General features: G+C 59.7%; 20 protein-coding genes. 7 read left to right on the top strand and 13 right to left on the bottom strand.

Annotated elements, in window-relative coordinates; translation table 11 throughout:
- Positions 1 to 142 precede the first annotated feature (142 nt).
- The gene (locus EL257_RS14120) at positions 143 to 1,438 is read right to left on the bottom strand and encodes an OprD family porin (RefSeq protein WP_126363493.1); all 1,296 of its coding nucleotides are present in this window, start codon (positions 1,436 to 1,438) and stop codon (positions 143 to 145) included.
- Between the two features lie 351 nt (positions 1,439 to 1,789).
- On the bottom strand, positions 1,790 to 3,067 hold the full coding sequence (locus tag EL257_RS14115; RefSeq protein WP_126363491.1) for an OmpP1/FadL family transporter: 1,278 nt from the start codon (positions 3,065 to 3,067) through the stop codon (positions 1,790 to 1,792).
- 230 nt (positions 3,068 to 3,297) lie between these two features.
- Between EL257_RS14115 and EL257_RS14110 the strand changes: the two genes are divergently transcribed.
- From EL257_RS14110 to EL257_RS14095, 4 genes are read left to right on the top strand one after another with little or no spacing between them, the layout of a single operon-like run.
- The gene (locus tag EL257_RS14110; protein WP_126363489.1) at positions 3,298 to 4,911 is read left to right on the top strand and encodes a mechanosensitive ion channel family protein; all 1,614 of its coding nucleotides are present in this window, start codon (positions 3,298 to 3,300) and stop codon (positions 4,909 to 4,911) included.
- 24 nt (positions 4,912 to 4,935) lie between these two features.
- A complete protein-coding gene (locus EL257_RS14105) occupies positions 4,936 to 5,184 on the top strand; it encodes a hypothetical protein (RefSeq protein WP_126363487.1) in 249 nt (82 codons plus the stop codon).
- Complete coding sequence (locus EL257_RS14100) at positions 5,181 to 5,978, top strand: DUF2092 domain-containing protein (RefSeq protein ID WP_126363484.1); 798 nt, start codon at positions 5,181 to 5,183, stop codon at positions 5,976 to 5,978. The genes EL257_RS14105 and EL257_RS14100 overlap by 4 nt, the downstream gene beginning before the upstream one ends.
- A 1-nt stretch (position 5,979) precedes the next feature.
- Positions 5,980 to 6,582: a hypothetical protein gene (locus tag EL257_RS14095; protein WP_126363482.1), complete on the top strand. Its 603-nt coding sequence runs from the start codon at positions 5,980 to 5,982 to the stop codon at positions 6,580 to 6,582.
- Here EL257_RS14095 and EL257_RS14090 read toward each other — a convergent pair whose 3' ends face one another.
- The 3 genes from EL257_RS14090 to EL257_RS14080 all read right to left on the bottom strand — a co-directional run bounded on the left by EL257_RS14090 (position 6,583) and on the right by EL257_RS14080 (position 9,655).
- The gene (locus EL257_RS14090; protein ID WP_126363480.1) at positions 6,583 to 7,176 is read right to left on the bottom strand and encodes a hypothetical protein; all 594 of its coding nucleotides are present in this window, start codon (positions 7,174 to 7,176) and stop codon (positions 6,583 to 6,585) included.
- Positions 7,177 to 7,247: 71 nt separating this feature from the next.
- Positions 7,248 to 8,750, bottom strand: a complete 1,503-nt coding sequence (gene proP / locus EL257_RS14085; RefSeq protein ID WP_126363478.1) for a glycine betaine/L-proline transporter ProP — start codon at positions 8,748 to 8,750, stop codon at positions 7,248 to 7,250.
- Between the two features lie 425 nt (positions 8,751 to 9,175).
- Positions 9,176 to 9,655, bottom strand: coding sequence for a hypothetical protein (locus EL257_RS14080; RefSeq protein WP_126363476.1), 480 nt, complete (start codon positions 9,653 to 9,655; stop codon positions 9,176 to 9,178).
- Between the two features lie 252 nt (positions 9,656 to 9,907).
- Between EL257_RS14080 and EL257_RS14075 the strand changes: the two genes are divergently transcribed.
- Positions 9,908 to 11,767, top strand: a complete 1,860-nt coding sequence (locus EL257_RS14075) for an ABC transporter ATP-binding protein (RefSeq protein WP_126363474.1) — start codon at positions 9,908 to 9,910, stop codon at positions 11,765 to 11,767.
- Between the two features lie 219 nt (positions 11,768 to 11,986).
- Here the strand turns inward: EL257_RS14075 and EL257_RS14065 are convergent, their stop codons facing one another.
- From EL257_RS14065 to EL257_RS14045, 5 genes are all read right to left on the bottom strand, one after another.
- On the bottom strand, positions 11,987 to 13,285 hold the full coding sequence (locus tag EL257_RS14065) for a carbohydrate porin (RefSeq protein ID WP_126363472.1): 1,299 nt from the start codon (positions 13,283 to 13,285) through the stop codon (positions 11,987 to 11,989).
- A gap of 109 nt (positions 13,286 to 13,394) precedes the next feature.
- Positions 13,395 to 15,800, bottom strand: coding sequence for a glucose/quinate/shikimate family membrane-bound PQQ-dependent dehydrogenase (locus EL257_RS14060; protein ID WP_126363470.1), 2,406 nt, complete (start codon positions 15,798 to 15,800; stop codon positions 13,395 to 13,397).
- A gap of 303 nt (positions 15,801 to 16,103) precedes the next feature.
- Complete coding sequence (locus EL257_RS14055; protein ID WP_126363468.1) at positions 16,104 to 17,006, bottom strand: bestrophin family protein; 903 nt, start codon at positions 17,004 to 17,006, stop codon at positions 16,104 to 16,106.
- Positions 17,007 to 17,141: 135 nt separating this feature from the next.
- Positions 17,142 to 18,059 (bottom strand): AraC family transcriptional regulator, encoded by a 918-nt coding sequence (locus EL257_RS14050; protein ID WP_126363466.1) that lies wholly within the window; start codon positions 18,057 to 18,059, stop codon positions 17,142 to 17,144.
- A gap of 156 nt (positions 18,060 to 18,215) precedes the next feature.
- A complete protein-coding gene (locus EL257_RS14045; protein ID WP_126363464.1) occupies positions 18,216 to 18,980 on the bottom strand; it encodes an SDR family NAD(P)-dependent oxidoreductase in 765 nt (254 codons plus the stop codon).
- Positions 18,981 to 19,225: 245 nt separating this feature from the next.
- Between EL257_RS14045 and EL257_RS14040 the strand changes: the two genes are divergently transcribed.
- A complete protein-coding gene (locus EL257_RS14040; RefSeq protein WP_126363462.1) occupies positions 19,226 to 20,161 on the top strand; it encodes a helix-turn-helix domain-containing protein in 936 nt (311 codons plus the stop codon).
- A 172-nt stretch (positions 20,162 to 20,333) separates the two neighbouring features.
- On the top strand, positions 20,334 to 21,068 hold the full coding sequence (locus EL257_RS14035) for an SDR family oxidoreductase (protein WP_126363460.1): 735 nt from the start codon (positions 20,334 to 20,336) through the stop codon (positions 21,066 to 21,068).
- Between the two features lie 91 nt (positions 21,069 to 21,159).
- Here the strand turns inward: EL257_RS14035 and EL257_RS14030 are convergent, their stop codons facing one another.
- From EL257_RS14030 to EL257_RS14020, 3 genes are all read right to left on the bottom strand, one after another.
- Complete coding sequence (locus tag EL257_RS14030) at positions 21,160 to 23,550, bottom strand: TonB-dependent siderophore receptor (protein WP_126363458.1); 2,391 nt, start codon at positions 23,548 to 23,550, stop codon at positions 21,160 to 21,162.
- A gap of 119 nt (positions 23,551 to 23,669) precedes the next feature.
- Positions 23,670 to 24,650, bottom strand: coding sequence for a FecR domain-containing protein (locus EL257_RS14025; protein WP_126363457.1), 981 nt, complete (start codon positions 24,648 to 24,650; stop codon positions 23,670 to 23,672).
- Positions 24,637 to 25,152 (bottom strand): sigma-70 family RNA polymerase sigma factor, encoded by a 516-nt coding sequence (locus EL257_RS14020; RefSeq protein ID WP_126363454.1) that lies wholly within the window; start codon positions 25,150 to 25,152, stop codon positions 24,637 to 24,639. The genes EL257_RS14025 and EL257_RS14020 overlap by 14 nt, the downstream gene beginning before the upstream one ends.
- Positions 25,153 to 25,172 lie beyond the last annotated feature (20 nt).

The raw sequence follows: 25,172 nt of genomic DNA, 5'->3' as shown, positions 1-25,172 counted from the left end.
CCGTGCAAATTATCATACTATTGGTGCGCCATCGAGCATTCAGGCCTGTCGGTCAAGCTATCAAAATCGCGAAGGATGTTAGGGTTGTGGAGCGCCGAATTACATAAACGCTTCTGTTCAAGATGTTAATGAACGCGCGGATTCAAAACCCCAACGGGTACTGCACCACCACATATATCCGGTCAATATCATCCCCGGCCTGCGCATCATTTGCCCGGTGCGAAACGTGCGATAGCTGCACCGACAAATCCTTCGCCGCTCCCGATTGCACGATGTATTTCAAATCAATATCGCGCTCCCAGTGTTTGCCGCCGGCGCCTTGCTGCGGCTGATATGCGCCGCTGTCGGGATCGAACGGGTTGTACGCGCCGCCCTTGGGCGCGTGGGTGCCGTCAATGTGGTTGCCGGAGACGTAGCGGGTCATGAAGGTCAGGCCGGGGATGCCGAAGACGCCGAGGTCGAGGTCGTAGCGCGCTTGCCACGAGCGTTCGCCGGCGCCGTTGAAGTCGGCGTATTTGATGGAGTTGGCGAGGTAGATCGAGTCGCCGCCGACAAAATCGAACGGCGTGTCGCCATCGATACGTTGCCAGCCGAGCATTATCCCGTGCGCGCCGAAGGTGTATTTGCCGGACAGGCTGAATGCGGTGTTGTCGATCGCGCCGGCCACGGCCCGACCGGTGTCTTGGGTGTGATAGAGGTTGGCGTCGAGCAGCACGCCGGATTGTCTGAAATGCAGATTGCCGTAGTACTGGTGCCAGGCGTCGCTGAGCTCCGAGGCAAACAGCGAACCGCCGACGGGGCTGTCGCCGAACAAGTCGGCGCCGAGGAAGCTGATCCCGCCGGCTTCGGTGTTGGCGCCGTAGCCATAGAAGTCGCCATGGCCGGAAGAACTGTCCTGGTTTTTGAAGGCGGTGAAGTGTCCGGCCTGCAGATTAACGTTGTCGATTTCGCGGCTATTTATCAGAAACCCCGTGGCGAATTCCGGTTGCAGGCGTTTGTCGGAGGTGTCGAATACCGGTGTTTCGACGGTCATTTCGCCGAACGCGAGGGTGGTGCGCGAAACCTTCAATTTGAACGCGCCGCCGGCGTCGGAGTAATCCGATTCGCTGCGACCGCTGCTGTTCACCGGTAACAGACCGGTGCCGGAATGGCCTCTGCCGCCATCGAGCTTCAAGCCAAGGAACGCATGGGCGTCGATGCCGAATCCCACGCTGCCCGATGTGTAGCCTGATGTAAACGTGCCGATAAAGCCTTGCGCCCATTCCTGTTTATAGCTTTTGCCGGTGGGCGAAGGGGTTCGGTAGTCATTGCTCAGGAAGAAGTTGCGGCTGAGCACCTCGGTCTTCGCGTCATCAAGGAAACCGCTCGCGCTGGCTGTGCCGTGCAGACTGCAGAGCAGGGCGAGCAGGCTGAAACGCGAAAGTGCATGATCGATCATGGTCAGTGGCCAGCAATTGAAGTGGCCGAATGATCGAAGAATATCCGCTTACAAGATTGAGCCGATGTGCTGAATTGCACTGACGCCATCGCCAGCAGGGCTGGCTCCCACAAGGTCTCGTGGCAATCGCAAGATCCCTGAACGGCTCAGATACCTGTGGGAGCTTGCCCTGCGAGCGATGGCGGTGGCTCAGTCAATGAAGACGCTGACTGTGCTTGCCTCATCGCTGGCAAGCCAGCTCCCACAAGGTCTCGTGGCAATCGCGAGATCACTGAACGGCTCAGACCCCTGTGGGAGCTTGCCCTGCAAGCGATGGCGGTGGCTCAGTCGACATAATTGCAGGTCGTGGCATCAAAACCGCCAGGTCACGCCACCCCCGACGATGTGCAGCGCGCTGTTGGGATAACTGCCCGACAGCGTCTGGCCATTGCGCTTGGTTTGCTGCACGTCCATATCGCCCAACCAGACCAGCGTGTAGTTGAGGTTGATGTCGGTGTCTTCGGCCAGTTTGTAGCTCAGGCCCGTCGCCAATCGCCAGGTCTCGTTCATCGGGTTGTCGACGGTGCGGTCCTTGTCTTTGACGGCGGAGCTGTCGTAGCCGATGCCCATGTTCCAGCGCAGTTTCGGGCTGATCTGATTTTGCGCGCCGATCGACAAGTGCCATGTGTCCTGATACTTGCGGTCGACCGAACGGGAAACATCGCCGAGCGCCGTATCGACGTTCACCGCGATGTCGGCAAAGTCGCTCCAGTCCTGCCAGTTCACCGAACTGAGCAACGTCCATTGCTCGTTCAACTGATGGGCGATGCTGAGGGTCGCGGTTTGTGGGATGTTCATGTCGATTTCCAGCTCGTCGACATCGAGTCGTGACAAGGCCAGATTGAGCAGCGGATTACGCACGCCATGGGTTGACGGCGCGTCCTTGAATTCCATCTTGACCTTGCTGGTGTAGGCGAGGCCGATGGTGGTGCGGGGGTCCAGTTGATAGCGCAGACCGAGGTTAAGGCCGACGCCGGTGTCGGTGTCCTTGAACTGCAGGTTGCCATCTTCCTGGAACGGTGTGCCCGGCAGGAAGGCGTTATTGTCGATGGCCATTTTTGTGTAGTAATAGCCGTAAACCAGACGCGGGCCGATGCCCATCGACAGGTCGTCGGTGATTTTGTAGGCGAAGGTCGGCTGCATCGAAATGCCGATCAATGTCGATTCCTGAGTGAAATAGCGCCCGGCCCAGTCGTCGTCGTACTTCACGCTCAGGCCGAAATTGCCGTACAGCCCAAAACCGATGCTGGCGCGGTCATTGACTTCATGGCTGATGAAAAAGCTGCTGCCGGGGAGGATCGGCAGTGGATTGCCGCCCTCATTGCCGGAAAAATCGTTGTCACCGTCCCGATCAAAGCCCAGGCCACCGAACACCGCTTGGCCGGTCAGGGTGATCTGCGTGCCTTTGAGTGCGGCGATGCCCGCCGGGTTGCTCATCAATACGCTCGGCTCGGTCGCCAGCGCCGCCGAGCCCGCATTGGCCAGCCCGGCGCCTTCCTGACCGGCCTCATACAGCTGAATACCACCCGCCCACGCCTGACCGGCGCTACCGGCCAAGGCAAGAATCATCAGTGAATGTGTCGATCGCATCCGGGTACTTCCTTATAAACGGGGACGTGCATCAGGTTTAGACGCGAATCGGCCAGCGCACCAGTTGATTGGTCGTAAAGACGAGCGGGGCGGATGTGATCCGGGCTCATAGCGGCCCGGAAAATCTGCTGTGACATTTAACTCCCGGGGCAAATCTGACAGGCGTTGATCGCTCGACTACGCTGGCTTACGTAACCCTCTTTGACACTTGGGCGTAAGGAAACAGGCGCATGCGAAGCAGGCTGCTGGCGGTATCGATGGTGGTGTTTGCAGTGCTGTGGAGCGGGGTGGGCTGGGCGATCGACGAGGCGACAAAACCCGCCGATGAAGCGGTGGAGTTGAAGGTCGCCAACCGCAGCATCATGCTGTTTCGCGCGACCATTCTGGGCGAGGCTCCGGCGTCTCGGGTCAAACGCGCAAAAATGGTCATCAGCGAGGCTTTGGACGAGAACGCGGCGCTGAACATCAGCACCGACGCGATTCAGAACAGCTACATGGTGTTGATCGGCGACAAGCGCGCGTTCATCGTCGCGCCGCAGGATGTCGACAGCCTCGCCTATTCGTCAGTGCAACAGGCCGCTGAAGGCGCGGCGGAGAAACTCCGTCAGGTCGTCACGGAAACCCGTGAGGCACGCAATATCGAGATGATCCTGCGCTCGCTCGCGCTGGTGGCGGTGGCAACCCTGATCTATCTCGGTCTGCTCTGGTGCCTGGCGTACCTGCGGCGCAAGTTGCTGGCCAGGCTTCCGGCGCTAATGGAGCGGCACACCCAGGCGCTGAGGGTGGGACGAGTGCAACTGATCGACTCGAACTTTCTCTATCCGCTGGTCAGCCGGTTGCTCTTGCTGCTGCGCTGGCTGGTGATCCTGCTGCTGACCTACGAATGGCTGGGTTTTGTGCTGTCGCGATTTCCCTACACACGGCCCTGGGGAGAAAGCCTCAATAATTACCTGTTTGAACTGCTTGGCTACCTGGTGCAAGGCATTGTCGGGGCGATTCCCGGTCTGGGTGTGGCGCTGGCGATTTTCTTCATTGCCCGCGGCGTTACCGCGTTTACCCGGCGCATCCTGCGGCGCATGGCCATGCCGGGCACTTTCAGCTGGCTGAACCACGAAACCCTGCAACCGACGCAACGCCTGACCGCGTTGGCGATCTGGCTGTTTGCACTGGCCATGGCCTATCCGTATCTGCCAGGCGCTGGCACCGATGCGTTCAAGGGGTTGTCGGTGTTGATCGGCCTGATGATTTCCCTCGGCGCCACCAGCGTCGTGGGTCAGGCCGCGGCCGGATTGATCCTGACCTACACACGCACCTTGCGCCCCGGTGAGTTCGTCAGGATTGGCGAGTACGAAGGCACCGTGACCGAACTGGGCATGTTCACCACGCGCATTCGCACCGGTCTGGGCGAAGTGCTGACCCTGCCTAACTCGATGATCACCGGCACCGTCACCAAGAACTATTCGCGCACCGTACAAGGCCCCGGGTATGTGGTCGACACGATCGTCACCATTGGTTACGACACGCCGTGGCGTCAGGTCGAGGCGATGTTGCTGGAGGCCGCGCAGCGCACGCCGGGCATTCTCGAGGATCCGCCGGCGCAAGTGTTCCAGACGGCCTTGTCGGACTTTTATCCCGAGTACCGGCTGGTGGCACAGGCCATTCCCAGCCAGCCGCGACCACGCGCGGTGTTGCTGAGCATGCTCCACGCCAATATCCAGGACGTGTTCAACGAGTACGACGTGCAAATCATGTCGCCGCATTATCTGGCTGATCCGCAACAAGAGAAGAAGGTGCCCAGAGACAAGTGGTACACCGCGCCGGCTCAAGAACCAAAGGATCAATGATTGTCAGCCCAAGGGAGTTCGTCCATGCCGGAATTCATCCTCCACGCGTTACGCGCTGATCCTGAGATCGGCGTGTTCCTGGCGATTGCTCTGGGCGTATTCGTCGGTCGTATCCATATCGGCAGCTTTCATCTCGCCACAGGTTTTTCATTGGGGCTGGGTTTTGTGGGGACATACGCGCATTGGCGCAGCCCGATACTGGCGTCTAGGCTGGACAGTCAGTCGCCCACTCGGGCGTCACGCCCAACGCAGGGACAGGAGCGGAGCCGATGAAAGCCCCAGTCAGTATGGTCTGCCTGATGTTCACGCTGGTTCTCGCGCCGGGAGTCCGCGCCGATGATCCGCCCGCGACACCGGCCACACCGGCCACCGATGCAGCGGACGACACGCCGCTGGTCAATCCGCAGGTGGTCGACAAGCTCATCGACATGGGCGATTACCTGCGCAGCCTGCCGAAATTCCAGGTCGACGCGCAGGTCTCGCGGGACACGGTTCTGGAGTCGGGGCAGAAGATCAAGACCGAGTCGGTCAACACCTTGAAAGTGGTCGGCCATGACCGCTTGTACGCCAAGAGCGAAGGTGATGTGCGGACGCGGGAGTTCTTCTACAACGGCAAAAAACTCACTCAGTATTCGCCCTATCTGAAGTACTACACCACCGTCGACGCACCGGCCACCGTTGGCGAAACCCTGCACAAGGTCGAGAATTACTACGGCGTGCAAGTGCCGATGGAAGATCTGTTTCTGTTCGGCAGCGATCAGGCGCAGATCGATGCCTTGCAAGCCGCGCTTTACGTCGGGCCGTCGATCATCAAGGGTCAGCTCTGCGACCACTTGGCGTTCCGCCAGGAGGGCATCGACTGGCAGTTGTGGCTGACCCGCTCGGACAAACCGCTGCCGTGCAAACTGGTGATCACCACGACGGACGAAAAGACCTACCCCGAATACACCGCCATCTATCAGTGGAACCTCAAACCGAACATTCCTGATGCGCTGTTTACGTTCAAACCGGCCAAGGATGATGTCGCGATTGCGTTCAAGCAAGCCAGCGATCAGGGAGGGCAGTGAGATGAACAAGTCGATGAAGTGGAGTTTGCTGATATCGCTGGCCACCGCAACGCTGTTGACCGCGGGTGTGGTCGCCGAGGCAGATGCCCGTGGCCAGCGTGCGCAGAGCCATGCTCGTGCTCATGTCAATCGCGCACCCGCGCCCAATGCGCAACGAGCGCAGCGCATGCATGCGCCGCAACGCACCCAGCATGTGAACGCGAATAACCGGGCGACCGCCGTTGATCGAGTCCATTCGGGCAATCGGGTCGCGGCGGGCAACAACGTCGGCAATCGCACTTACGTCAATAACAGCAACCGTAATCGCAACGTCAACCGTAACGTCAACATCGACAACCATCGCGACGTCGACATCGATGTCGACGGGCATGGCCGTTATGGCTACGACGATCACTATCATCCGATCGCAACCGCCGCCGCGGTGACGGCAACCGTTGCAGTCACCGCGGCAGTGGTCGGTTCTATCCTGACGCCAGCGCAAATGCCCAGCAGTTGCGTGCAGGTGATTCGCTACGACGTTGCCTACATGCAATGCGGTTCGACCTGGTACCAGCCGCAGTACCAGGGCAGCGATGTGACGTATGTGGTGGTCAACGCGCCGTGATCAGGCTTTCGGCACCCAGGGTTGGATCGCAGCGAACATACCGCGACCGCCACGGCGCAACCCCGTGGCCAGGGTAAGCCACGACAGCTCGGTGACGATCACTTCGCTGGCGGGCACCAGTCGCACTTCACCAGAGGTGCCCCCGGCAGGGCCGCCGTCGGGCATGAAGATCGTCAGCCAGTCATCGACGCTTTCGACAATCAGACACGGGCGCCAGCCGTCGCCTTCGGCAATGATGCCGACTTTGGAACCGTCCTCGTTCTCCAGCCCGGCAAAGCGTGCGGTGGTGTCCTTGAACAACTGGTAGCCCGGCAAATTGCTCAGCAGTTTGTTTTCCGTGGCTGCCATGGCGCGGGTCGCCAGTGAAGTGCGTGCCAGCAACCCGGCGAGAAAACACAGCACGATCAGGCCGATCAACGTCGCCAGGCTGATCAGCGTAACGCCGGCCACGTCATAGTTCTTGAACATGGGCAGCAGTTTTTCCACCGGCCCGCGCAACAGGTGAATGGCTTTTTCGACCAGCACGACGATCAACACAAGCGGCAGGATGAACAGCAGACCACCGATCACGGTGGTCTTGATGAACTTGAACATGACGGCTCCTTGAATGACGTGCGATTGCGCATTCAAGGCTAGCTGAAGCTCAGCAACGTGCTGACGGTCTGTCAGTCGATGCGCGGATGCTGCTGCGCCAGTTCCTTGCGCTTGGCCTCCAACGCGGCGATTTCGGCGTCGATGTTTTCGATTTTCTGTTCAATATTGTCGTGATGTTCCTGGAGCAACTCCTTGGCTTCTTCCAGATCAGACGCCGCAGGCGCCGCGCCACGCAGGGGTTTGTTGGCGGTTTCCTTCATGGTTACGCCGGTTACCAGGCCGACCACGGCAATGACCATCAGGTAATACGCCGGCATGTACAGATCGTTGGTGCTTTCCACCAGCCAGGCGACCACGGTCGGGGTCAGGCCGGCGATCAGCACCGACACGTTGAAGGCGCTGGCCAGCGCGCTGTATCGAATGTGCGTGGGAAACATCGCCGGCAGCGTCGAAGCCATCACGCCGATGAAGAAGTTCAGTATCACAGCGAGGGTCAGCAACCCGGCGAAGATCAGGCCGAGGCTGCCGCTGTTGATCAACATGAACGCGGGGATGGAGAAGATAAACAGGGCGATGCTGCCGACGACAATAAAAGGCTTGCGACCGATTTTGTCACTGATGAAGCCGATCAGCGGCTGCACGAACAACATCCCGACCATGATGGCGATGATGATCAATACGCCGTGGTTTTCGCTGTAGTGCAGGTTATGCGTGAGGTAGCTCGGCATGTAAGTGAGCAGCATGTAATAGGTGACGTTGGTCGCCGCTACCACGCCGATGCAGGTCATCAGGCTGCGCCAGTGTTTGGTGGCGACTTCCTTGAACGACACTTTCGGGCCACCGGCGAGGCCTTCGCGGTCGCCTTGTTCAAGTTTTTCAACGTGCTGCTGAAACGCCGGAGTCTCCTCAAGGGCGTGACGCAAATACAGGCCGATCATCCCCAATGGCAGGGCAAGGAAGAACGGCAGGCGCCACCCCCACGATTCGAACTGCTCTTCACCCAGGATGGTGGAAATCAACACCACCACACCGGCACCGAGGACGAAACCGGCGATCGAGCCGAAATCCAGCCAACTGCCGAGGAACCCACGTTTGCGGTCCGGCGCGTATTCGGCGACGAAGATCGACGCGCCGGTGTATTCGCCACCGACCGAAAAGCCCTGCGCCATTTTCGCCAGCAATAGCAGAATCGGCGCCCAGATGCCGATGGTGGCGTAGGACGGAATCAGGCCGATGGCGAAGGTGCTGAGTGACATGATCACGATGGTCGCAGCGAGGACTTTCTGCCGTCCGTACTTATCGCCCAAGGCGCCAAAGAACAGACCGCCCAGCGGCCGAATCAGGAAAGGCACCGAGAACGTCGCCAGCGCGGCGATCATTTGCGTGCCGGGATCGGCACCGGGGAAGAACACCTTGCCCAAGACGTAGGCGACAAAGCCGTAGACACCAAAGTCGAACCATTCCATGGCATTGCCCAGCGCGGCGGCGGTGATCGCCTTGCGCATCTTGGCGTCGTCGACAATGGTGATGTCGTTCAAGCCGATCGGCTTGACGGTTTTCTTGCGTGGTTTCATCGCGATTATCTCTTTACTGATCCATGTCGCCGCAACGATGCCATCTCAATGATGGCGCGGCTCTTGTGGCTGAGATACATGAAGACACGAAATAATTCACCGCTGGCCGATTTAAATCTCGTGTTTTTGCCTTCGTGAAACCAACCCGTCTGTGTTTCATAAAGTTATAGCCTGCCAATCCCGAGGATTGGGGCGAATAGCTCGGCCGTCGAGCAAAAGGCTGGCGACAGCTTCAGGCTGGATGGACAGTTCTATGCAATCGACAGGTTGGGGAGGGGTATTGCGAGAATGGACGGCAGGATCATCCGGCGTTCATGCGGGGGATTGGAGCGAGGGAGTATCAGTAATATTTGTTACGTCACATCCTGGCGCAGCGCGCCGATGCCCGGGGTGTACAGGGGGCATCGGCACGACGCTTGAAACCGTCAGTTCTTCAACGCAACTTGCTTGGCTTCGATTTTCAGATCACTGAGGCGCTTGAGCATGGCGATGATGTTGACTCGAGCCGAACCCTCATTCGCCAGACGCAGACGCTTGATGCCGATGACGGAATCCCCGAAACCGGCCGTGAACGGCGTCCGGATGACTTCACGCAGCACCACTTTTTGCGTGGCGGCCTCGATCAACGTGTATTCCACTTCGCTGGTGACTTCGAAGTCGAGGCCGAAGATTGGCTGGTCGACACGCAGCAGATTGGCGCGCAGTGCATAGGTAGCCGAGTCGTTGCCCAGCAGATCCGCATTGGCGAGCGATTGCTTGAGTGCGGCACCGAAGTCAGCGCCTTCGATTTCCGACGTCCACAATGGGTTGGTTTTGTCGCCGCCGTTGACCTCGGAAAGTTGAACGTTCTTTTTCAGTTGCGAGTCGTAGGGGCTGACTGTGGCTTGGTCGGCAGACACCGACATGCCGGAAATCTGAGCGGGGGAAGCACAGCCTGTGCAGAGAGCGATCAGGGCGGAAGCAAGAAATAAGCGCAGGTAAGTCATTCGTATACAGCCTTGTAAGTGCATAAGTCCAAAGAGGGTGCGAATGATAGCACCTAGCCAGCTTTGCGACCACTTCGCGTGATTCGCTGCACACATACTTTTTTACAAAGACCTCCCGCGCACCAATAGATGGCAGAATCCTTTTTAATTTGATCGGTTTGGAGAACCCCCATGCTTCGTGTGTTCGAACGAAGACTCGACCCGTTTCCGCCTGACGAGGTGCCGCCACCGCCCACCGGACTGGCGCGCTTTCTCTGGGCGTGCACCCGTGGTGCGCGGGGTTATGTGCTTGCCCTGGCGGTGCTCAGCGCCACGGTTTCGATCTATGAAGCGTGGCTGTTTTCCTTTCTCGGGCAGGTCGTCGATCTGCTGTCGACCTGGCAGGCCGGCGGCGAAGCGGCGGCGCAGGAGAGCCGGGTTTTATGGGGGATGGGCATCGTCATGGTGGCCAGCGTCGCGCTGGTCGGGTTGCGCACGATGGTGCAGCACCAGATTCTGGCGATTAACCTGCCGCTGCGGCTGCGCTGGGATTTCCACCGGTTGATGCTGCGCCAGAGCCTGTCGTTTTTCTCCGATGAGTTTTCCGGCCGCGTGACGACCAAGGTAATGCAGACGGCGCTCGCGGTGCGCGACGTGTTGTTTACCCTCATCGAGATCCTGCCCGGGATCGGCGTGTATTTCATTGCGATCATCGCGCTGGCCGGCGGTTTTGCGCTGAAATTGATGCTGCCGTTTCTGGCCTGGGTCATTCTGTTCGGGTTGGCCATGGCGTATTTCGTGCCGCGTCTGGGCAAGGTCGGGCAAGAGCAGGCGAACGCGCGTTCGATGATGACCGGGCGTATATCTGACGCTTACACCAACATCACCACGGTGAAATTGTTTTCTCATTCAAATCGCGAGGCGCATTTTGCTCGCGCGGCGATGGAGGATTTCAAGCAAACCGGTTTTCGCCAGATGCGTCTGGTGAGTCTGTTCGAGATCGTCAATCAGGCCTTGGTGGTCGGCTTGATCATGTCGGCGGGCGGTTATGCGCTGTGGCTCTGGCATCAGGGCGAGGTCGGCGCCGGGGCGGTGGCGGCAATCACGGCAATGGCGTTGCGCATCAATGGCATGTCGAACTGGATCATGTGGCAAATGACTTCGCTGTTCGAAAGCATCGGCACTTTGCAGGACGGCATGGCGACACTGACCCAAGGCACCAAAGTGCAGGACGCGCCGGGTGCCGGCGTGCTGAAGACTTCCGGTGGCGCGGTGACATTCGACAACGTCAGCTTCAATTACAACGGCGAGCGTCAGGTGCTCGATGGCCTGAACCTGAACATTCGCGCCGGGGAAAAAATCGGCCTGGTCGGGCGCTCCGGCGCCGGCAAATCCACGCTGATCAACCTGCTGCTGCGGTTCTACGACGTCGACCGCGGCGAGATCCGCATCGACGGCAAGAACATCGCGCACGTCAGCCAGGACAGTTTGCGCAGCGCCATCGGCATGGTCACGCAGGATACGTCGTTGCTGCACCGCTCGATTCGCGACAACATCGCCTACGGCCGCCCCGACGCGACCGACGCGCAAATCCGCAGTGCGGCGGCCAGCGCTCAGGCCGATGAGTTCATCAGCCAGCTCAGCGATAAAATGGGCCATAGCGGCTACGACACGTTGGTCGGTGAGCGCGGGATCAAGCTGTCGGGCGGTCAGCGCCAGCGCGTGGCGATTGCCCGAGTGATGCTGAAGAACGCGCCGATCCTGCTGCTCGACGAGGCCACCAGCGCGCTGGATTCGGAAGTCGAAGTGGCGATTCAGGAAAGTCTCGACCAGATGATGCAGGGCAAGACCGTGATCGCGATTGCCCATCGGTTGTCGACGATTGCGGCGATGGACCGGCTGATCGTCATGGACGAAGGACGCATTATCGAAGAGGGCACCCACAGCGAATTGCTGGCGAAGAATGGCGTGTATGCGCGGCTTTGGCAGCACCAGAGCGGCGGCTTCCTCGGCGAGGATCGGGGCGTGGCGGAAGCGCTGGATCAAGCCTGAAAAAACGGCCCATGCACCGGACGGTTGTCAGCCAAACCGATAACCGTCCGGCGCACGGGCGGTTGTCGGGCAAACCGATAACCCCTGTAGGAGCTGCCGAAGGCTGCGATCTTTTGATGTTGTTTTTTCAAAGCAAGATCAAAAGATCGCAGCCTTCGGCAGCTCCTACAGGGGGGGCGTTGATGAAACGGTTGGGGTCGTTAAGGAAAATCCGCAGGGTCAGAGCGCGGCTTTTACCTGCAAGCCCAACACCAGCGCATTGTCGATGTCCTGCCCGGAGAAAGCGCCCGGCTCGATGATGTATTGCATGTTCGGGCGCAGGGTCAGCCATGGCGTGGCCTGGTAGCCATAACCGAGTTCGATCAGCTGCTCGGCGCTGTGCAGATCAGGGAACGCCTCGCCATTGGCAAATGCGGCGTCCCGCTGCACGTCGCGACTGCGCGGATTCGGCACGGCGCGACCGTAGCCCAACGCGACGGTGTCACGTGGGCGACCCTCGAATGGTTTGTACAACACCACGCCGGTGCCGTACCACTTGCTGAACGGCGAAGCCGCTTCACTCGCCGCCGAATACTGGCCGAACGCGTGCAGGCTGCGCCCTTCGGACGTCTGCGATCGCCATACGGCTTGATCGACCAGCAAATAATGACCGCCGCGCCCCGACACTTCATCGTCGCTGCCGATGCGTTTGACATCGGAACTGTCGTAGTAATAACCGACTTTGTACTCGCCAGGCAGCTCGCCTGCGTGCTTGTACACCAGTTCGATCGGGACCACGGTGCCGGTGGTGTGTTTCGGGCCCAGGTGCCAGGCGCGGCTGGAGTTACCGTTGCTTTGCGGGTCGACATTGAACGCGGCCACGCGCAATTGCCACGAGGGCGACAAGTCGTATTTCACGCGCACGCCGAGGTGCGCGTTGGGGTAGTTGGTCCAGCCGCTGCCACCGGACATGTTCAGCGGATGGCCGCAGAAACCGGCGTTCATGAAGTTGCACAGGATGCCGCTGTCGAGGCCGCCGAGATCGTTGCCCATGGCCATATAGCCGAGTTTGACGTTGAGTGCCGGGGTGAACAGGCTGCGCTCGTAACTCAGTTCAGTCAGACGGGTATAAAGGCCGCCGTAGTTTTCCTGAATCGGCAGACGGTTGCCGACGAGATCTTCCGAGGCGCTGCTGCCGCGTCGATCGTTGATCGTCAGTTGCACCTTGCCCGCATTGTCCACGCCGTACAGCTTGCTCAGATCGAACTGCACGCCAAGCTTGATGTTTTGCGAGTAGCGCGCCGAGCGATGCAGGCCGCCGTCGGCGTTGTAAGCCGTTTCGCCGCTGTAGTCGCCGCTGAACTTGATGCCGTCTTCATCCAGTTGGTGGCGCAACCCACCCCAGTCGCCGCTGAGCGTGCTGCGGGTCAGCAAACCGGAATCGTTGGCGGCCAGCGCGGGGAGGGCGGTGAGGCAGGTCAGGCCCATCAACAGGCCGGTGCAGAGTTTGGAACGAGTGAAACGAACAGCCAGAATCATGTGAATCTTCCTGCGGAAAATCTTGAGTGCAATCAAACGAAGGCGCGGCGCCCTGAGGCGCCGCGCTTGGGGACGTGCTCACTCGATCTGCGAGTGAGCGAACAGCGGTTTATGGCAATGCGTACGAGATGACGTAGTCGCCACGGTCAGTCGACTGGCGTGCGCCGCCAGCGGTGACCACGATGTATTGCTTGCCGGTTTTCGGCGAAACGTAGGTCATCGGGCCGCCCTGGCTGCCGACCGGCAAGCGCGCTTTCCAGACTTCTTCGCCGTTGCCGCTGTTGAAGGCGCGCAGGTAGAAGTCCTGGGTGCCGGCGATGAAGATCAGGCCACCTTGAGTGGACAAGGTGCCGCCCAGGGTTGGCAGGCCGATTTTGATCGGCAGGTGCATGCGAATGCCAAGTGGCCCGGTGTCTTCAACGGTGCCGACCGGAACCTGCCAGGCGACTTTTTGGGTCTTCATGTCGATGGCGGTCAGCGTGCCGAATGGCGGTGCCTGGCAAGGGATGCCGGCCACCGACAGGAAGCGGTTTTTGTTCACGGCGTAAGGCGTGCCTTTGAGCGGAACGGCGCCCATGCCGGTGTTCAGCGCTTCGCCACCGCCAGCGGCCTGGCCCTTGTTCTGCGACGGGATCATCTGAATCCACAGACCCAGACGCATGTCGTTGACAAAGATGAAGCCGTGCACTGGGTCAGTGGAGATGCTGCCCCAGTTCATGCCACCCAGCGAACCTGGGAAACTCAACGATTTGTCGGTGCCCGGCGCGGTGTACAAGCCGTCGTAACGCATGCCTTTGAAGTCGATGCGGCACAGCAGTTGATCGTACGGGGTCGCGCCCCACATGTCCGATTCGGTCAGGTGTTGCGCACCGATCTGCGGCATGCCCACGGATTTCGGCTGGGTTGGCGAGTACGGTTCGTTCGGGATGTTCGCCGCTTTGACTGGCACTTCTTCAACATCAGTCAGCGGTTTGCCGGTGGCACGGTCGAGCACATAGATCTGCCCGGCCTTGGTGCCGATGACCAGCGCAGGAACGGATTTGCCGTCCTTGGTGAAGTCGATCAAGCTCGGCTGCATCGGCAGGTCGAAGTCCCAGAGATCGTTGTGCACGGTCTGGAATACCCAGCGCTCTGCACCGGTGGTAGCGTCCAGCGCCAGTATCGAAGCGCCGTAGGTGTGATCGAGTTTGCTGCGTTCGACACCATAGATGTCGGTGGACGAACTGCCCATCGGCAGGAAGACGGTATTGGTCGCTGCGTCGTAAGACATCGGCGCCCAGCTGTTCGGCGTGCTGCGCGCATAAGTGCTGCCGTCGGCCGGAGCGTTGCGATCCTCTGGATTGCCCGGATCGAAAGCCCAACGCATCGCACCGGTCATCACATCAAAACCACGAATCACGCCGCCGGGCATGTCGGCTTGAACGTTGTCGGCCACGCGACCGCCAACCACAACGGTGGTGCCGGCCATCAATGGCGCGGAAGACAATTGATAGTAGCTGTCCGGAACATCGCCCAGGCCAGCCTTCAGATCAACTTCACCGTTGGTGCCGAAACCCTGGCAGAACTCGCCGGTGTCAGCGTCGACGGCAATCAGACGTGCATCGATGGTGTTGGTCAGCAGGCGACGCTGGCAGTTAGCGGCCGGCGCAGGTGTGGCTTCGATGATCGACGAGTTGCTCGGCTGAGCGATGGCGGTGGTGGCGTCAAAATAGGCCATGCCACGGCAACGTTGCCACACTTTGGACTGCGCGTTGATGCCGTTTTTCCACAGTTCTTTACCGGTGTCGGCATCCAGCGCAATCAGGTTGTTGTGCGGGGTGCAGATGAACACCTTGTTGCCGACCTGCAGCGGGGTGAGCTGGTCTTCGGCACCGTTGCCATCGCTTTCGGCGATGTCGCCGGTGTGATAGGTCCACGCCACTTTCAGCTTGTCGACGTTACCGCGATTGATCTGATCCAGCGCGGCAAAGCGGCTGCCGCCCTCGGTATTACCGTAGTGCGCCCAGTCTTTCTGCGCCTTGTCCGGCTCGACCGGCGTCACGCCTGGGCCCGTGCCGGTGGCGGCGACGGTCGGGTGCGCGACGAACATGTTGCCGGCAGCGACTGCCAGGCCAACAGCGAGAACGGCGGCCACGGCATAAGCACCACGTCCGGCATCACGGCCATTGGCGCGGGCCAACAGCGGATAGACCAGCGCAACGACCAAGCCGATCGCGCTGAACATGAACAGGCGCGAGAACACCGGCCAGAACACCAGCCCGGCGTCGCTGACCGCCCAAATTGCGGTGCCCACCAGGAACGCGGCGAACAGCCAGGCACCGGCCGGTTTGAATCGTGCGATCAGCACACCGGAGACGGTCATTACCAGACCACCGATCAGGAAGTACCACGACCCTCCCAGGCTGACCAACTTCACGCCGCCAGCAGCAAGTGCCAAGCCGAGCAGGGCGATGATCACCCCGAGCCCGACCAGAATGAATTTTGATATGCCCGAGAGGCGTTGACTCTGCTTCACGTTGAGTGTCCCGTTGAAATGAGGGGCGCAGTATATAGTTAGGTAACTACCTAGTTAAATCAAAAGTTCAATCTTCAGCGTAGTCCGTTTTCGTCACACGTTTCGCGGGCAGGGGGTAACGCTGTTGAGAATTTCAACAAGCCTGTCAAAAGCGTAGCAAAGTGATTGTTCTGTCAGGTTGTGTGTGATTTCTGACAGGAACTGATTCTTCAGGGGCTGGGACTGACCCAATCGCGCCTGACTGCGCAGGCGGCGATTAACCGACGCGTGGCCGACCACAGCGATGCCGGGCCGGCATTCTGATCAGGCCGTCTCGCCGATCCGGCGTACGTCGCCCAAAGAGTCACGCTGCATGGACTGCAGGTTTTTTTCGATGGTTTCGCACAGCGCTTCCATCTGAATCTGGTGTTCACTGTGGCGAAACGGGCTTTGCAGGTCGGTGCCGATGCGTTCAATGGCCAGCAACATGAAACCGACGACGGTCGAGGCCAACGGCGTGAACCAACCCAAGGACTCAACCAGCCCCACCGGGACGATCAGGCAAAACAGCGAGATGAACAGGCGCGGAAAATACACATAAGGGTAGGGCAGCGGTGTGTTGGCGATGCGTTCCATACCGCCCTGGCTGTTGGACAAATCCACCAGCGTCGATTCCAGCCGCGCCAGACGAATGCTGTCCAGACGCCCGGCCTTGTACTCGCGGGCAAGCAGCGCAGCGGAGCCGGTAAGGATGTCGTTGGCGAAGTTATTGGTGGTGCCGCTGCGGGCGAACTCATCGGCCGGGATAAATGCGCGGACTTCATCAGGGCAAGGCAGGCCCTGCAGGTGCGCGGCGAGGCAGTTCACATAGGCGACATGGCGGCGCAACAGCGTCGACTTGACCGGATTCACTTCGCTGCCCGGATCATCCAGCAACGTCAGCACCTGCCGGGCGAAACTGCGCGAATTGTTGATCATCGACCCCCATAGCGTTCGCGCTTCCCACCAGCGGTTGTAAGCGCTGCTGTTACGGAAACTGATCAGCACGATCAACGCCGAACCGAGCAACGTCAACGGCATCAACGGCAGATTCAACTTCGCGTTGAGGAACAACATGAAGTCCACCGTCACAGCGATGTCCCACAGCAACAACCAGAACAACGCCCAGCCGACATAACCCAGGGTTTTGATGATCAAGCGGTATTTTTTGACGATGGCATCTTTCAAACGGAAAACCTCGTGCGAGCGGTGAGCAGTGATGCCCTAACTCGGACGGGTTCAGGGAGTAAAGGTTCGCTGGATCGTTTCAGCCACTGTCCAGGCATCGACGAGCGGTGGCCGATCCGGATGCACCAAAGCCACTCACGCCGGGCGGCGAACCCGGCTGGTTTCCTTGGATGGCGGGCAGCCGAACTGGCGACTGTATTCGCGGCTGAATTGCGAGGGGCTTTCGTAACCGACGCGATAACAGGCACTCGCCACGTCCAGCCCTTCGCCGAGCAGCAGTCGGCGGGCTTCCTGCAAACGCAGTTGTTTCTGGTATTGCAGCGGACTCATCGCCGTCACTGCCTTGAAGCGGTGATGCAGCGTCGAACTGCCGAGATTGGCCACGCGCGCCAGTTCTTCGATGCGCAACGGTTGGGTGTAGTGGTTGTTCAACCATTCGATGGCGCGCGTCACCCGTCGCGTCTGCGAATCACCGAGGGCCAGCTCATACAGACGGCGTCCATGCACGCCGCGCAGCAGGCGGTAATACAACTCGCGCAACGCCAGCGGTGCCAGCATGCCAATGTCCTTCGGCGCGTCGAGCAGGCGCACCAGCCGAAGCATGGTTTCCAGTAACGGCACATCGACCTGTTCCAGAAACAGGCCACGTTCCGGTTCGTCCGGCACGCCTGTCGGCGGTGCATCGGCGATAATCTGGGCGATGTCCGTCGCCTCGAAGTCGAAACGCAGACACAGATAAGGCGCCTCCGGGCTGGCCAGCAGCACCCGACCGGCAACCGGCAGTGTCACTGACACCACCAGATAATTGAGCGGGTCGTACAAATAACGATCGTCGCCCAGCCCGACTTCTTTTTGCCCTTGCACAATCAGGCAAAGCGCCGGTTTGTGCACGGTATGGATAACCTCCGACGGCGCATCGAAACGAATGACCTGCAGCGCCGCCAGGGCGGTTTCGTAAATCCCCGGCGTGGTAAATCGTTGCGTCAGCAAGCGCACCAGTTCGTCGCGATAGACGGCGGTGTTGTGCAGAATGGAAGGGTCTTTCTGATCCATTTCAAGGCTCTCGCACGTGTTCATGAGTGTCTGCCCGGGTGATTCCAGGCAGACGATATTCAATATTGCTCACTGCCGGTCGGGCGCCGATATTTCTACCACGGCCTCACCGTAACGCCCAGTCACCGCGAGCCAGTGTCGCGAGCAGCTTGCGGCTCACCCGGCCGTGACAGTCATGCCGCCATCAGCCATGACCACTGCACCGACGATGAAGCTGGCGCGATCGGAGGCGAGAAACGCCACTACTTCGGCGATTTCCTCTGGCTGGGCGGCTCGGCCAATCGGCGCCGCTTCGCCGTGACTGGCGAGAAATCCGGGGCCGTCGTCGACCACTTCGTTGAGGATATTCGTCACCACATCGCCGACGCCGACGGCGTTGACGCGGATGCCGTCGCCAATGACTTCAAGCGCCAGGGTACGCGTCAGTTGGGCAAGCGCGCCTTTGGAAGCGGTGTACGCAGCGATAGTCGGAAATGCGAAATACGAGGCGTAGGACGCGATGTTGACGATCGCACCGGATTTATTCGGCGCCATCGCTTTGACCGCTTCCCGGCAATGCAGAAACGCCGCCGTGGCGTTGACTGCCTGTATCCGCTCCCAATCTGCGCGGGTCATGTCGACGACGAGTTTGTTGATGATGATGCCGGCGTTATTGACGAGGATGTCGAGCCGCCCGAATTGTTCGACGGCCAACCCGACCGCGCGCTCCGCGGCGCCGTCCTCGGTGATGTCGGCCACCAGTGGCAGCAGACCAGGTCGAGCCAGCGCTTCGACTTCGGGGTTGATATCTTCGGCAACGACCTTGGCTCCGCGAGCGTGCAGCAACAGGGCAATGGCTTTGCCGATGCCACTGGCGGCACCGGTGACCAGAGCGACTTTACCGGCGACTTCGTTCGGGATGCTGTGGTTGATAGCGGTCATGATCTTCTCCAGCGTTGTGATTGAATAAGGCCGCGTCGGCAGTGCCAAGGCGCTGTCAGCGGCGACGGCTCTACTGTCTCGCAACGAGGCAAAGGCGACTTTCGCGCGATTGCTCGCGCTGTCGGAGTTTTGCTGCGAATGTGCTGTGAGAAAGCGTCGGCGCCCGTTTCGACGGGCGGAAAAAGCCCGATATCATCGATTCGGCCCGGGCACGAGGCGAAAGACAGCGGCAAAAGGACAGGTTTATGGCAGACAACCGGCGAGCAGCATTGCAACAGGCGAGCGCAGGCTTGCGCATCAGCGGCGATTTCATGCGTGACTACCTGCCGGGTGACCCGCAGGCATTACCTGCGCGCCCGGAAATCAAGGACATCGTTATTCAGCTGTTTACCCATCGCAGCGTGACTGAGCCGATTCTCGTACCTGCGGTGGTCGAGCCACTGCTCGTTTTGGTGTTAGCGGGAGCAGCACGGGTTGAAGAGCGCGCGCTCGGTGGGGAGTGGCAAGCGGCAGAAGTCAGCGCCGGCGATTTTTTCCTCACCTGTTCCGATGAACCGTATGAAATGCGCTGGCAGACTCACGACGGCGAGACCTTCGAGGTCATGCATCTTTATCTGGGTTTGCCGCTGATCGAAAACGCGGCGCAGGAGCTGTTCGGCGAGCGCGCCGGGGCTGTGCGGCTGCGCGATGTTTCCGGAGCGCGGGACGAGCGCGTCGCGTTTGTCATGCAGCAGTTGCGCAGCGAGCTGGTCCTCGAACGCTCACCCAGTGGTCTATTTGCACATTCTTTGGCGCAAGCGCTGGCCGTCCATCTGCTGCGCAGCTATCTCGCCGACAATCAGGGAGTGCGTCGAGTCAACGCTTTGCAGGCTCATAAGCTGCGCAAAGTCACCGATGCAATGAATGCCCATCTGCATGCCGAATTCAGTCTGGTCAAGCTGGCCGCGCTTGCCGAGCTGAGCGAATACCATTTCAGCCGCTTGTTCAAGCGTGCAACGGGACTCGCGCCTTCGCAGTATTTCATCCGCCTGCGCATGGCCCACGCGCGTCACTTGTTGCTGGAAACCCGGCGCAGCGTTATCGACATCGGACTGGAGGTCGGCTATTCGAGCGCCAGTCACTTCTCTCAGGTGTTTCGACGCGAGGTCGGTGTAACGCCAAGCGAATTCCGTGGGGCGTGAACGCTTACGATTGCCGAACCATGCACGCCGACACGATTAGGCAAATGTCGCGCAGGTTTCGGCACGCGCCGCTCGGCCCACAACCCTTAATCTTTGCGACGTACCCCGCAGCGACGCCCACATTTTCAGCGGGTGGCGCTGAACTTCAATGCATACAGCTGGAGCTACGGATATGTCGAACATCGAAAACAAGGTTGTCCTGATCACCGGTGCCAGCAGCGGTATTGGCGAAGCCGCGGCCAGGCTGATCGCCGGCAAAGGTGCCCACGTGGTCCTCGGCGCCCGCCGTACAGAGCGACTGGAAAAACTGGTCGGGGAGATCGAAGCAAATGGCGGCTCGGCAAGTGCTCGCGCCCTCGACGTCACCGATCTGCAATCCATGGAGGCCTTCGTGGCATTCGCCAAGGCGCAATATGGCAAGGTTGACGTAATCATCAATAATGCCTGGGTGATGCCGCTGTCACCTTTGTCCGCGTTGAAGGTCGAGGAGTGGAATCAAATGCTCGACGTCAACGTTCGCGGCGTGCTGCACGGTATCGCCGCCGTCCTGCCGGACATGGAAGCGCAAGGCCACGGCCAGGTCATCAATATCTCATCGATCGGCGGCCTCGCGGTGTCGCCGACAGCCGCGGTGTACTGCGCGACCAAATACGCCGTCCGGGCCATCTCTGATGGTCTGCGCCAGGAGACCGACAAAATTCGTGTCACCGTGGTCTGCCCGGGAGTCGTTGAATCGGAGCTGGCTGACACGATTTCCGACGACACGGCGCGTGAGGCCATGAAGGCCTTCCGCCGCGTAGCGCTCACGCCCGACGCCATCGCCCGCGCGCTCGCATACGCAATCGAACAGCCGGACGATGTGGACGTCAGTGAGATTGTGGTTCGGCCTACGGCGAGTCCGTATTGACAGGAAGGGGCAAATACCCGGTTGACGGTGCCCGCGGTAAGTCGGGCACCGCTACCTATTGCCTATAGCGGAAAAAGGCGCAGACGCCTGCTTACCAGTTGTAACTCAGTTTGGCGGTGATCTCGCGACCCGGATTGTAGAAGTTCGCTGTGCCGGAACCGACCACGTGTTGCTCATCCAGCAGATTGCTGAGGTTTACCGCAAGGTCGGTGCCCTTGGCGATCTTGTAGTTGAAAGCGGCGTCGAACAGCGTGGTGCCATCGCTTTTGCCGGAGTTGGCTGCGTCGAAGTAATAAGAGCCGACGTAGCGCGCGCCCAGGCCAACGCTGACATCAGTGCTTGGCACGTCGTAGTAACTCCAGAGCGAAGCGGAATGCTTGGGTGCCGTAGAGAACTCATTACCCTTCAGGGAACTGCCGTCATACAAAGAACCGCGCAGTACCTCGGATTCCATATAGGAATAGCCACCGATCAGGCTGAGGTTGCGCGTCACCTGCGCCTTGGCTTCCAGGTCGAGGCCACGTGCCCGCGATTCGCCCACCGTCTGTTGCTCGATGATGCCGCTCGGCAGCACTACGGCGATGGTGACGTTTTCCTGGGTCAGGTCATAAACGGCTGCGGAGAACAGTGCGTCCATTTCCATCGGCGCATACTTCACGCCCACTTCGTACTGCCTGCCAGTCTGCGGCGTTACGCCAACCTGCGGCGGCGAAACGGATTCCACCATGCTCACATAGGTAGACACCTCATCGTTGACGATATAGGTCAACGCACCTCGGTACGAGGTTTCGGAAAAGGTGTCTTTCTCATTGGTCTGCAAGCCTTTGCTGGTCAGATCCATCGAGTCGTTGCGCACGCCCCCGGTGACGATGAAACGCTCGTAGAACGACAGGTTTTGCTGAAGGAATACGGCTTTGGTGGTCGCGTCTCGTTTGTTTACGGCATATGGCGCGATTGAGCGTGAAACACCAGTAAATACCGGGTTTGCAAGGTCAATCGAAGTCGTCGGAGAGTAAACCGAGCTTTCCCTGGTGGTCGAGTCGAGGTACTCAACGCCCACCAGGCTGCTGCTGTCGATGTTCTCGAAGCGGGCATCGTATTGCAGCATTAGATTGCCGTTAAATTGGTCGGCTTCGGTGTCCGTTCCAAACTGATAGCGGTCAACGGTGGTACCGACCCGTGCAGCGCTGTCGCTCAGATATACGTAGCCAAAGTCATCAGTCAACTTGCTGTAACGCAGATTGCTGCGCAGCACAAAGCCGTTGTCGAAGTCATGGGTGACGTTACCGCTGAGGCTGGTGCGCTCGACATCGTGAAAGTTGTAGCTTGGCTCGCCATAAAACTTGCTGCGGTCGTATTCCTTATCCAGCGGATAACCACCACTGTTGGGCGAACTTTCAGTTTTCAGATAGTCCAGAACCATGGTGGCTGAGGTGAAATCCGTCGGTGCCCAGGTGAGGCCACCCATGAACAACTGGTTATCGTCCTGCGAGTGGTCGTACTCGCGGTCGCTGTTTTGCCCTTTGGCAGTGAAGCGGCCAGCCAGGGTCTTCTCGTCGTTCAGTGCATCGCCGACATCGATGCCTGTCTCGACATGGTCGAACGAACCGTAGGTCACATAGCCCTGACCAAATTTCTCGAAGCGCGGCTGTTTGGTTACAAAGTTCACCGAGCCGCCCGGGTCCGCGGGGCCAAACAGGGTGGAGTTGGCGCCACGCAGAATTTCGATGCGCTCATAAGCGAACGGATCTTCGCGCACGCCGCGCATCGAACTCAGGGTCAAGCCGTCACGGTAGGTGGTGGCCTGGAAGCCGCGGATCTGGAAATAGTCGTTGCGGTCATCCGTACCATAGAAGTCACTGACCACGCCCGGCGTGTATTGCAGCGCTTCTTCCGTGGTGCTGACGCTGCGCTGTTGCATTTCCTTGTTGGTGACTACAGACACCGATGCCGGCGTATTGAGAATGCTGGTTGCCACCTTGCCGCCTACCCAAAGCTCCTTGGCGACTACCGAGTTGGCGTCGTCGTCGGCACTGACCCGGACCTTGGCATTGATGATGAGCGGGGCGAGTCGGTAGTCCTCGATGTCCGTTGCGCCGAGCTCCAGCGGGCCGGCGGGTTTTGCTTGAGGGATCAGATGGTAGGCATTCGGGCCTTGCTGTTCGATTTGCAGTTCGCTCCCGTCCAGCAACGATGACAGCGCTGTCGACGTATCGAGCGTGCCACTTACGCCAGCAGTGGTGCGGTTCGCAACACTCGACGCGTCGAACGAAAGACTGATGCCAGCCTCGCGCGCAAAGCGGTCGAGTGCCGGCGCCAATGGGCCGGCAGCGATGTTCCACTGCTTGACTTGATTGCTGTGGTCAGCGCTCGAGGTTTGCGCCAGCGACGGCAATGCGTAGCTGCTGACGATCAAACCCAAAATCGCACCGTGCAGGGCACGATTCAATGGATGGCGCTGTGAAACCGGGGACGAACTCATTTTCTCGCTCCAAGAAAGGACATCGGCAAACTGGCCTGTATTCCGGCCTTCCTTAGAGGTCGAACGTAAATGAGAAACCACCTCATTATTTTTCAAGGTAGCGCAAAGTTTTGTCGGGCTCAGGTGGCAGCGGTCACGGTCACCCAATAGCGGGTCCGGTAATCAATGTGCAAACGCAGTGATTGCGCGATCAAAGCCAGGACCTGATCGTTGTCGGCGAGCTGGAAAGTGCCGGAAACGCGACGATCAGCAACCTCGGCGGCGCAGCGCAATACCCCGGGACGATAACGCGACAATTCCGCGATGAAATCATCAAGGCGCATATTGCGCGCACTGATCACGCCGTCACCCCAGCTCCATAGATCGAGGCCGCTGTCCTTGAAGGTTCGGGCGCCACTGGCTGTGAACAGCAGATGACCTCCAGCCTGTACCGTGCGGCTCGCAGGAGTCTGCGTGGAACCGGGAAACACCGTGACTGATCCTTCCTGAGCCGCGACCAGCGTGCCGTCGTCACGTTCGCGTGCCAGAAATCGAGACCCATGAGCGCGCATCATCCCGTCACGGGATTGCACCCACAACGGTCGCGCCTGAGGCGATTGTTGATCGGCGCCGACATTCACGATGATTTCACCATGTCGCAGGATGATCAGGCGACGCTGGGCGTCGAAATCGCTGTCGACGGCGCTATCGCTATTGAGCTGGATAAGGCTGCCGTCATCGAGTTGGAAGCGTCGCTGCTCGCCGGTGCCGCTGCGCTGCTGCGCAAGCATGGCGGGGACCGGCGTGTAGTCCCGACCAAGCCAGGCTGCCGTGCCAACCGTTGCCAATATGCCCAGCAGCTTCAGGCTTTCCCGCCGCCGCATTCCGTGCTGAGTGCCAGTAAGGGTTTGGCGGGCCAGTTGCGCTGGCACGCCGGCGAATTCATCGCCAAGTGATTCCACACGCTGCCACGCCAACACATGCTCTGGGCGCTGCTGCAGCCAGTGCTCAAAAGCGCGCTGTGTTTGTTCATCGGCTTGATTGAAGCGCAGGCGCACCATCCATTGAATCGCCTGCTCGACAATGGCCGGATCCAGTGCCTGCGGCTCACGCTTCGACATAACGCAAGCGATAGCAGTGTTGCAGGGCAGTGGCCAGGTCGCGTTCAACGGTCGCGCGGGAAACTCCCAGCTTTTCGGCGATTTGCGCGCAGGTGAGGCCGTCGAGTCGGGCAAACAGGAATGCCTGGCGAACTCTTGGTTTAAGCATTTCGAGCATGCGGTCTATGCGCTCGAGCGCATCAAGAATCAGCAGCCGGCTTTCTTCCGAGGGAACCTCGTGTTGAGGCAGCAACGTGATGCTTTCCAGGTAGGCACGTTCGAGTTCGCGACGACGGTACTGATCAATCATCAGGCCGCGGGCGATGCTGCTCAAATAGGCGCGCGGTTCACGCAGAGGGCTGGACTGACGGGATTTGAGTAGACGTACGAAAGTATCCTGCGCCAGATCTGCTGCGTTATCGCGACATCCAATGCGTCGGATCAACCAGCCGTGTAGCCACGAGTGGTGGGTGCGATAAAGCAGCCCCAGATCTGCAGTACCTAGTGTTTCGTCACTACGCATCGGAATCCCGGAAAGTACAT

The organism is Pseudomonas fluorescens, from assembly GCF_900636825.1.
Lineage (GTDB): Bacteria > Pseudomonadota > Gammaproteobacteria > Pseudomonadales > Pseudomonadaceae > Aquipseudomonas > Aquipseudomonas fluorescens_BG.
Note: the sequence above shows the minus strand (reverse complement) of the source record. Positions and strands in the feature narration are given on the sequence as shown.

Excerpts from the sequence above, each read along its gene's own strand:
- EL257_RS14120 (WP_126363493.1), bottom strand. The coding sequence starts at position 1,438 with ATGATCGATCATGCACTTTCGCGTTTCAGCCTGCTCGCCCTGCTCTGC.
- EL257_RS14115 (WP_126363491.1), bottom strand. The coding sequence starts at position 3,067 with ATGCGATCGACACATTCACTGATGATTCTTGCCTTGGCCGGTAGCGCC.
- EL257_RS14110 (WP_126363489.1), top strand. The coding sequence starts at position 3,298 with ATGCGAAGCAGGCTGCTGGCGGTATCGATGGTGGTGTTTGCAGTGCTG.
- EL257_RS14105 (WP_126363487.1), top strand. The coding sequence starts at position 4,936 with ATGCCGGAATTCATCCTCCACGCGTTACGCGCTGATCCTGAGATCGGC.
- EL257_RS14100 (WP_126363484.1), top strand. The coding sequence starts at position 5,181 with ATGAAAGCCCCAGTCAGTATGGTCTGCCTGATGTTCACGCTGGTTCTC.
- EL257_RS14095 (WP_126363482.1), top strand. The coding sequence starts at position 5,980 with ATGAACAAGTCGATGAAGTGGAGTTTGCTGATATCGCTGGCCACCGCA.
- EL257_RS14090 (WP_126363480.1), bottom strand. The coding sequence starts at position 7,176 with ATGTTCAAGTTCATCAAGACCACCGTGATCGGTGGTCTGCTGTTCATC.
- proP (WP_126363478.1), bottom strand. The coding sequence starts at position 8,750 with ATGAAACCACGCAAGAAAACCGTCAAGCCGATCGGCTTGAACGACATC.
- EL257_RS14080 (WP_126363476.1), bottom strand. The coding sequence starts at position 9,655 with ATGTCGGTGTCTGCCGACCAAGCCACAGTCAGCCCCTACGACTCGCAA.
- EL257_RS14075 (WP_126363474.1), top strand. The coding sequence starts at position 9,908 with ATGCTTCGTGTGTTCGAACGAAGACTCGACCCGTTTCCGCCTGACGAG.
- EL257_RS14065 (WP_126363472.1), bottom strand. The coding sequence starts at position 13,285 with ATGATTCTGGCTGTTCGTTTCACTCGTTCCAAACTCTGCACCGGCCTG.
- EL257_RS14050 (WP_126363466.1), bottom strand. The coding sequence starts at position 18,059 with ATGGATCAGAAAGACCCTTCCATTCTGCACAACACCGCCGTCTATCGC.
- EL257_RS14045 (WP_126363464.1), bottom strand. The coding sequence starts at position 18,980 with ATGACCGCTATCAACCACAGCATCCCGAACGAAGTCGCCGGTAAAGTC.
- EL257_RS14040 (WP_126363462.1), top strand. The coding sequence starts at position 19,226 with ATGGCAGACAACCGGCGAGCAGCATTGCAACAGGCGAGCGCAGGCTTG.
- EL257_RS14035 (WP_126363460.1), top strand. The coding sequence starts at position 20,334 with ATGTCGAACATCGAAAACAAGGTTGTCCTGATCACCGGTGCCAGCAGC.
- EL257_RS14030 (WP_126363458.1), bottom strand. The coding sequence starts at position 23,550 with ATGAGTTCGTCCCCGGTTTCACAGCGCCATCCATTGAATCGTGCCCTG.
- EL257_RS14025 (WP_126363457.1), bottom strand. The coding sequence starts at position 24,650 with ATGTCGAAGCGTGAGCCGCAGGCACTGGATCCGGCCATTGTCGAGCAG.
- EL257_RS14020 (WP_126363454.1), bottom strand. The coding sequence starts at position 25,152 with ATGCGTAGTGACGAAACACTAGGTACTGCAGATCTGGGGCTGCTTTAT.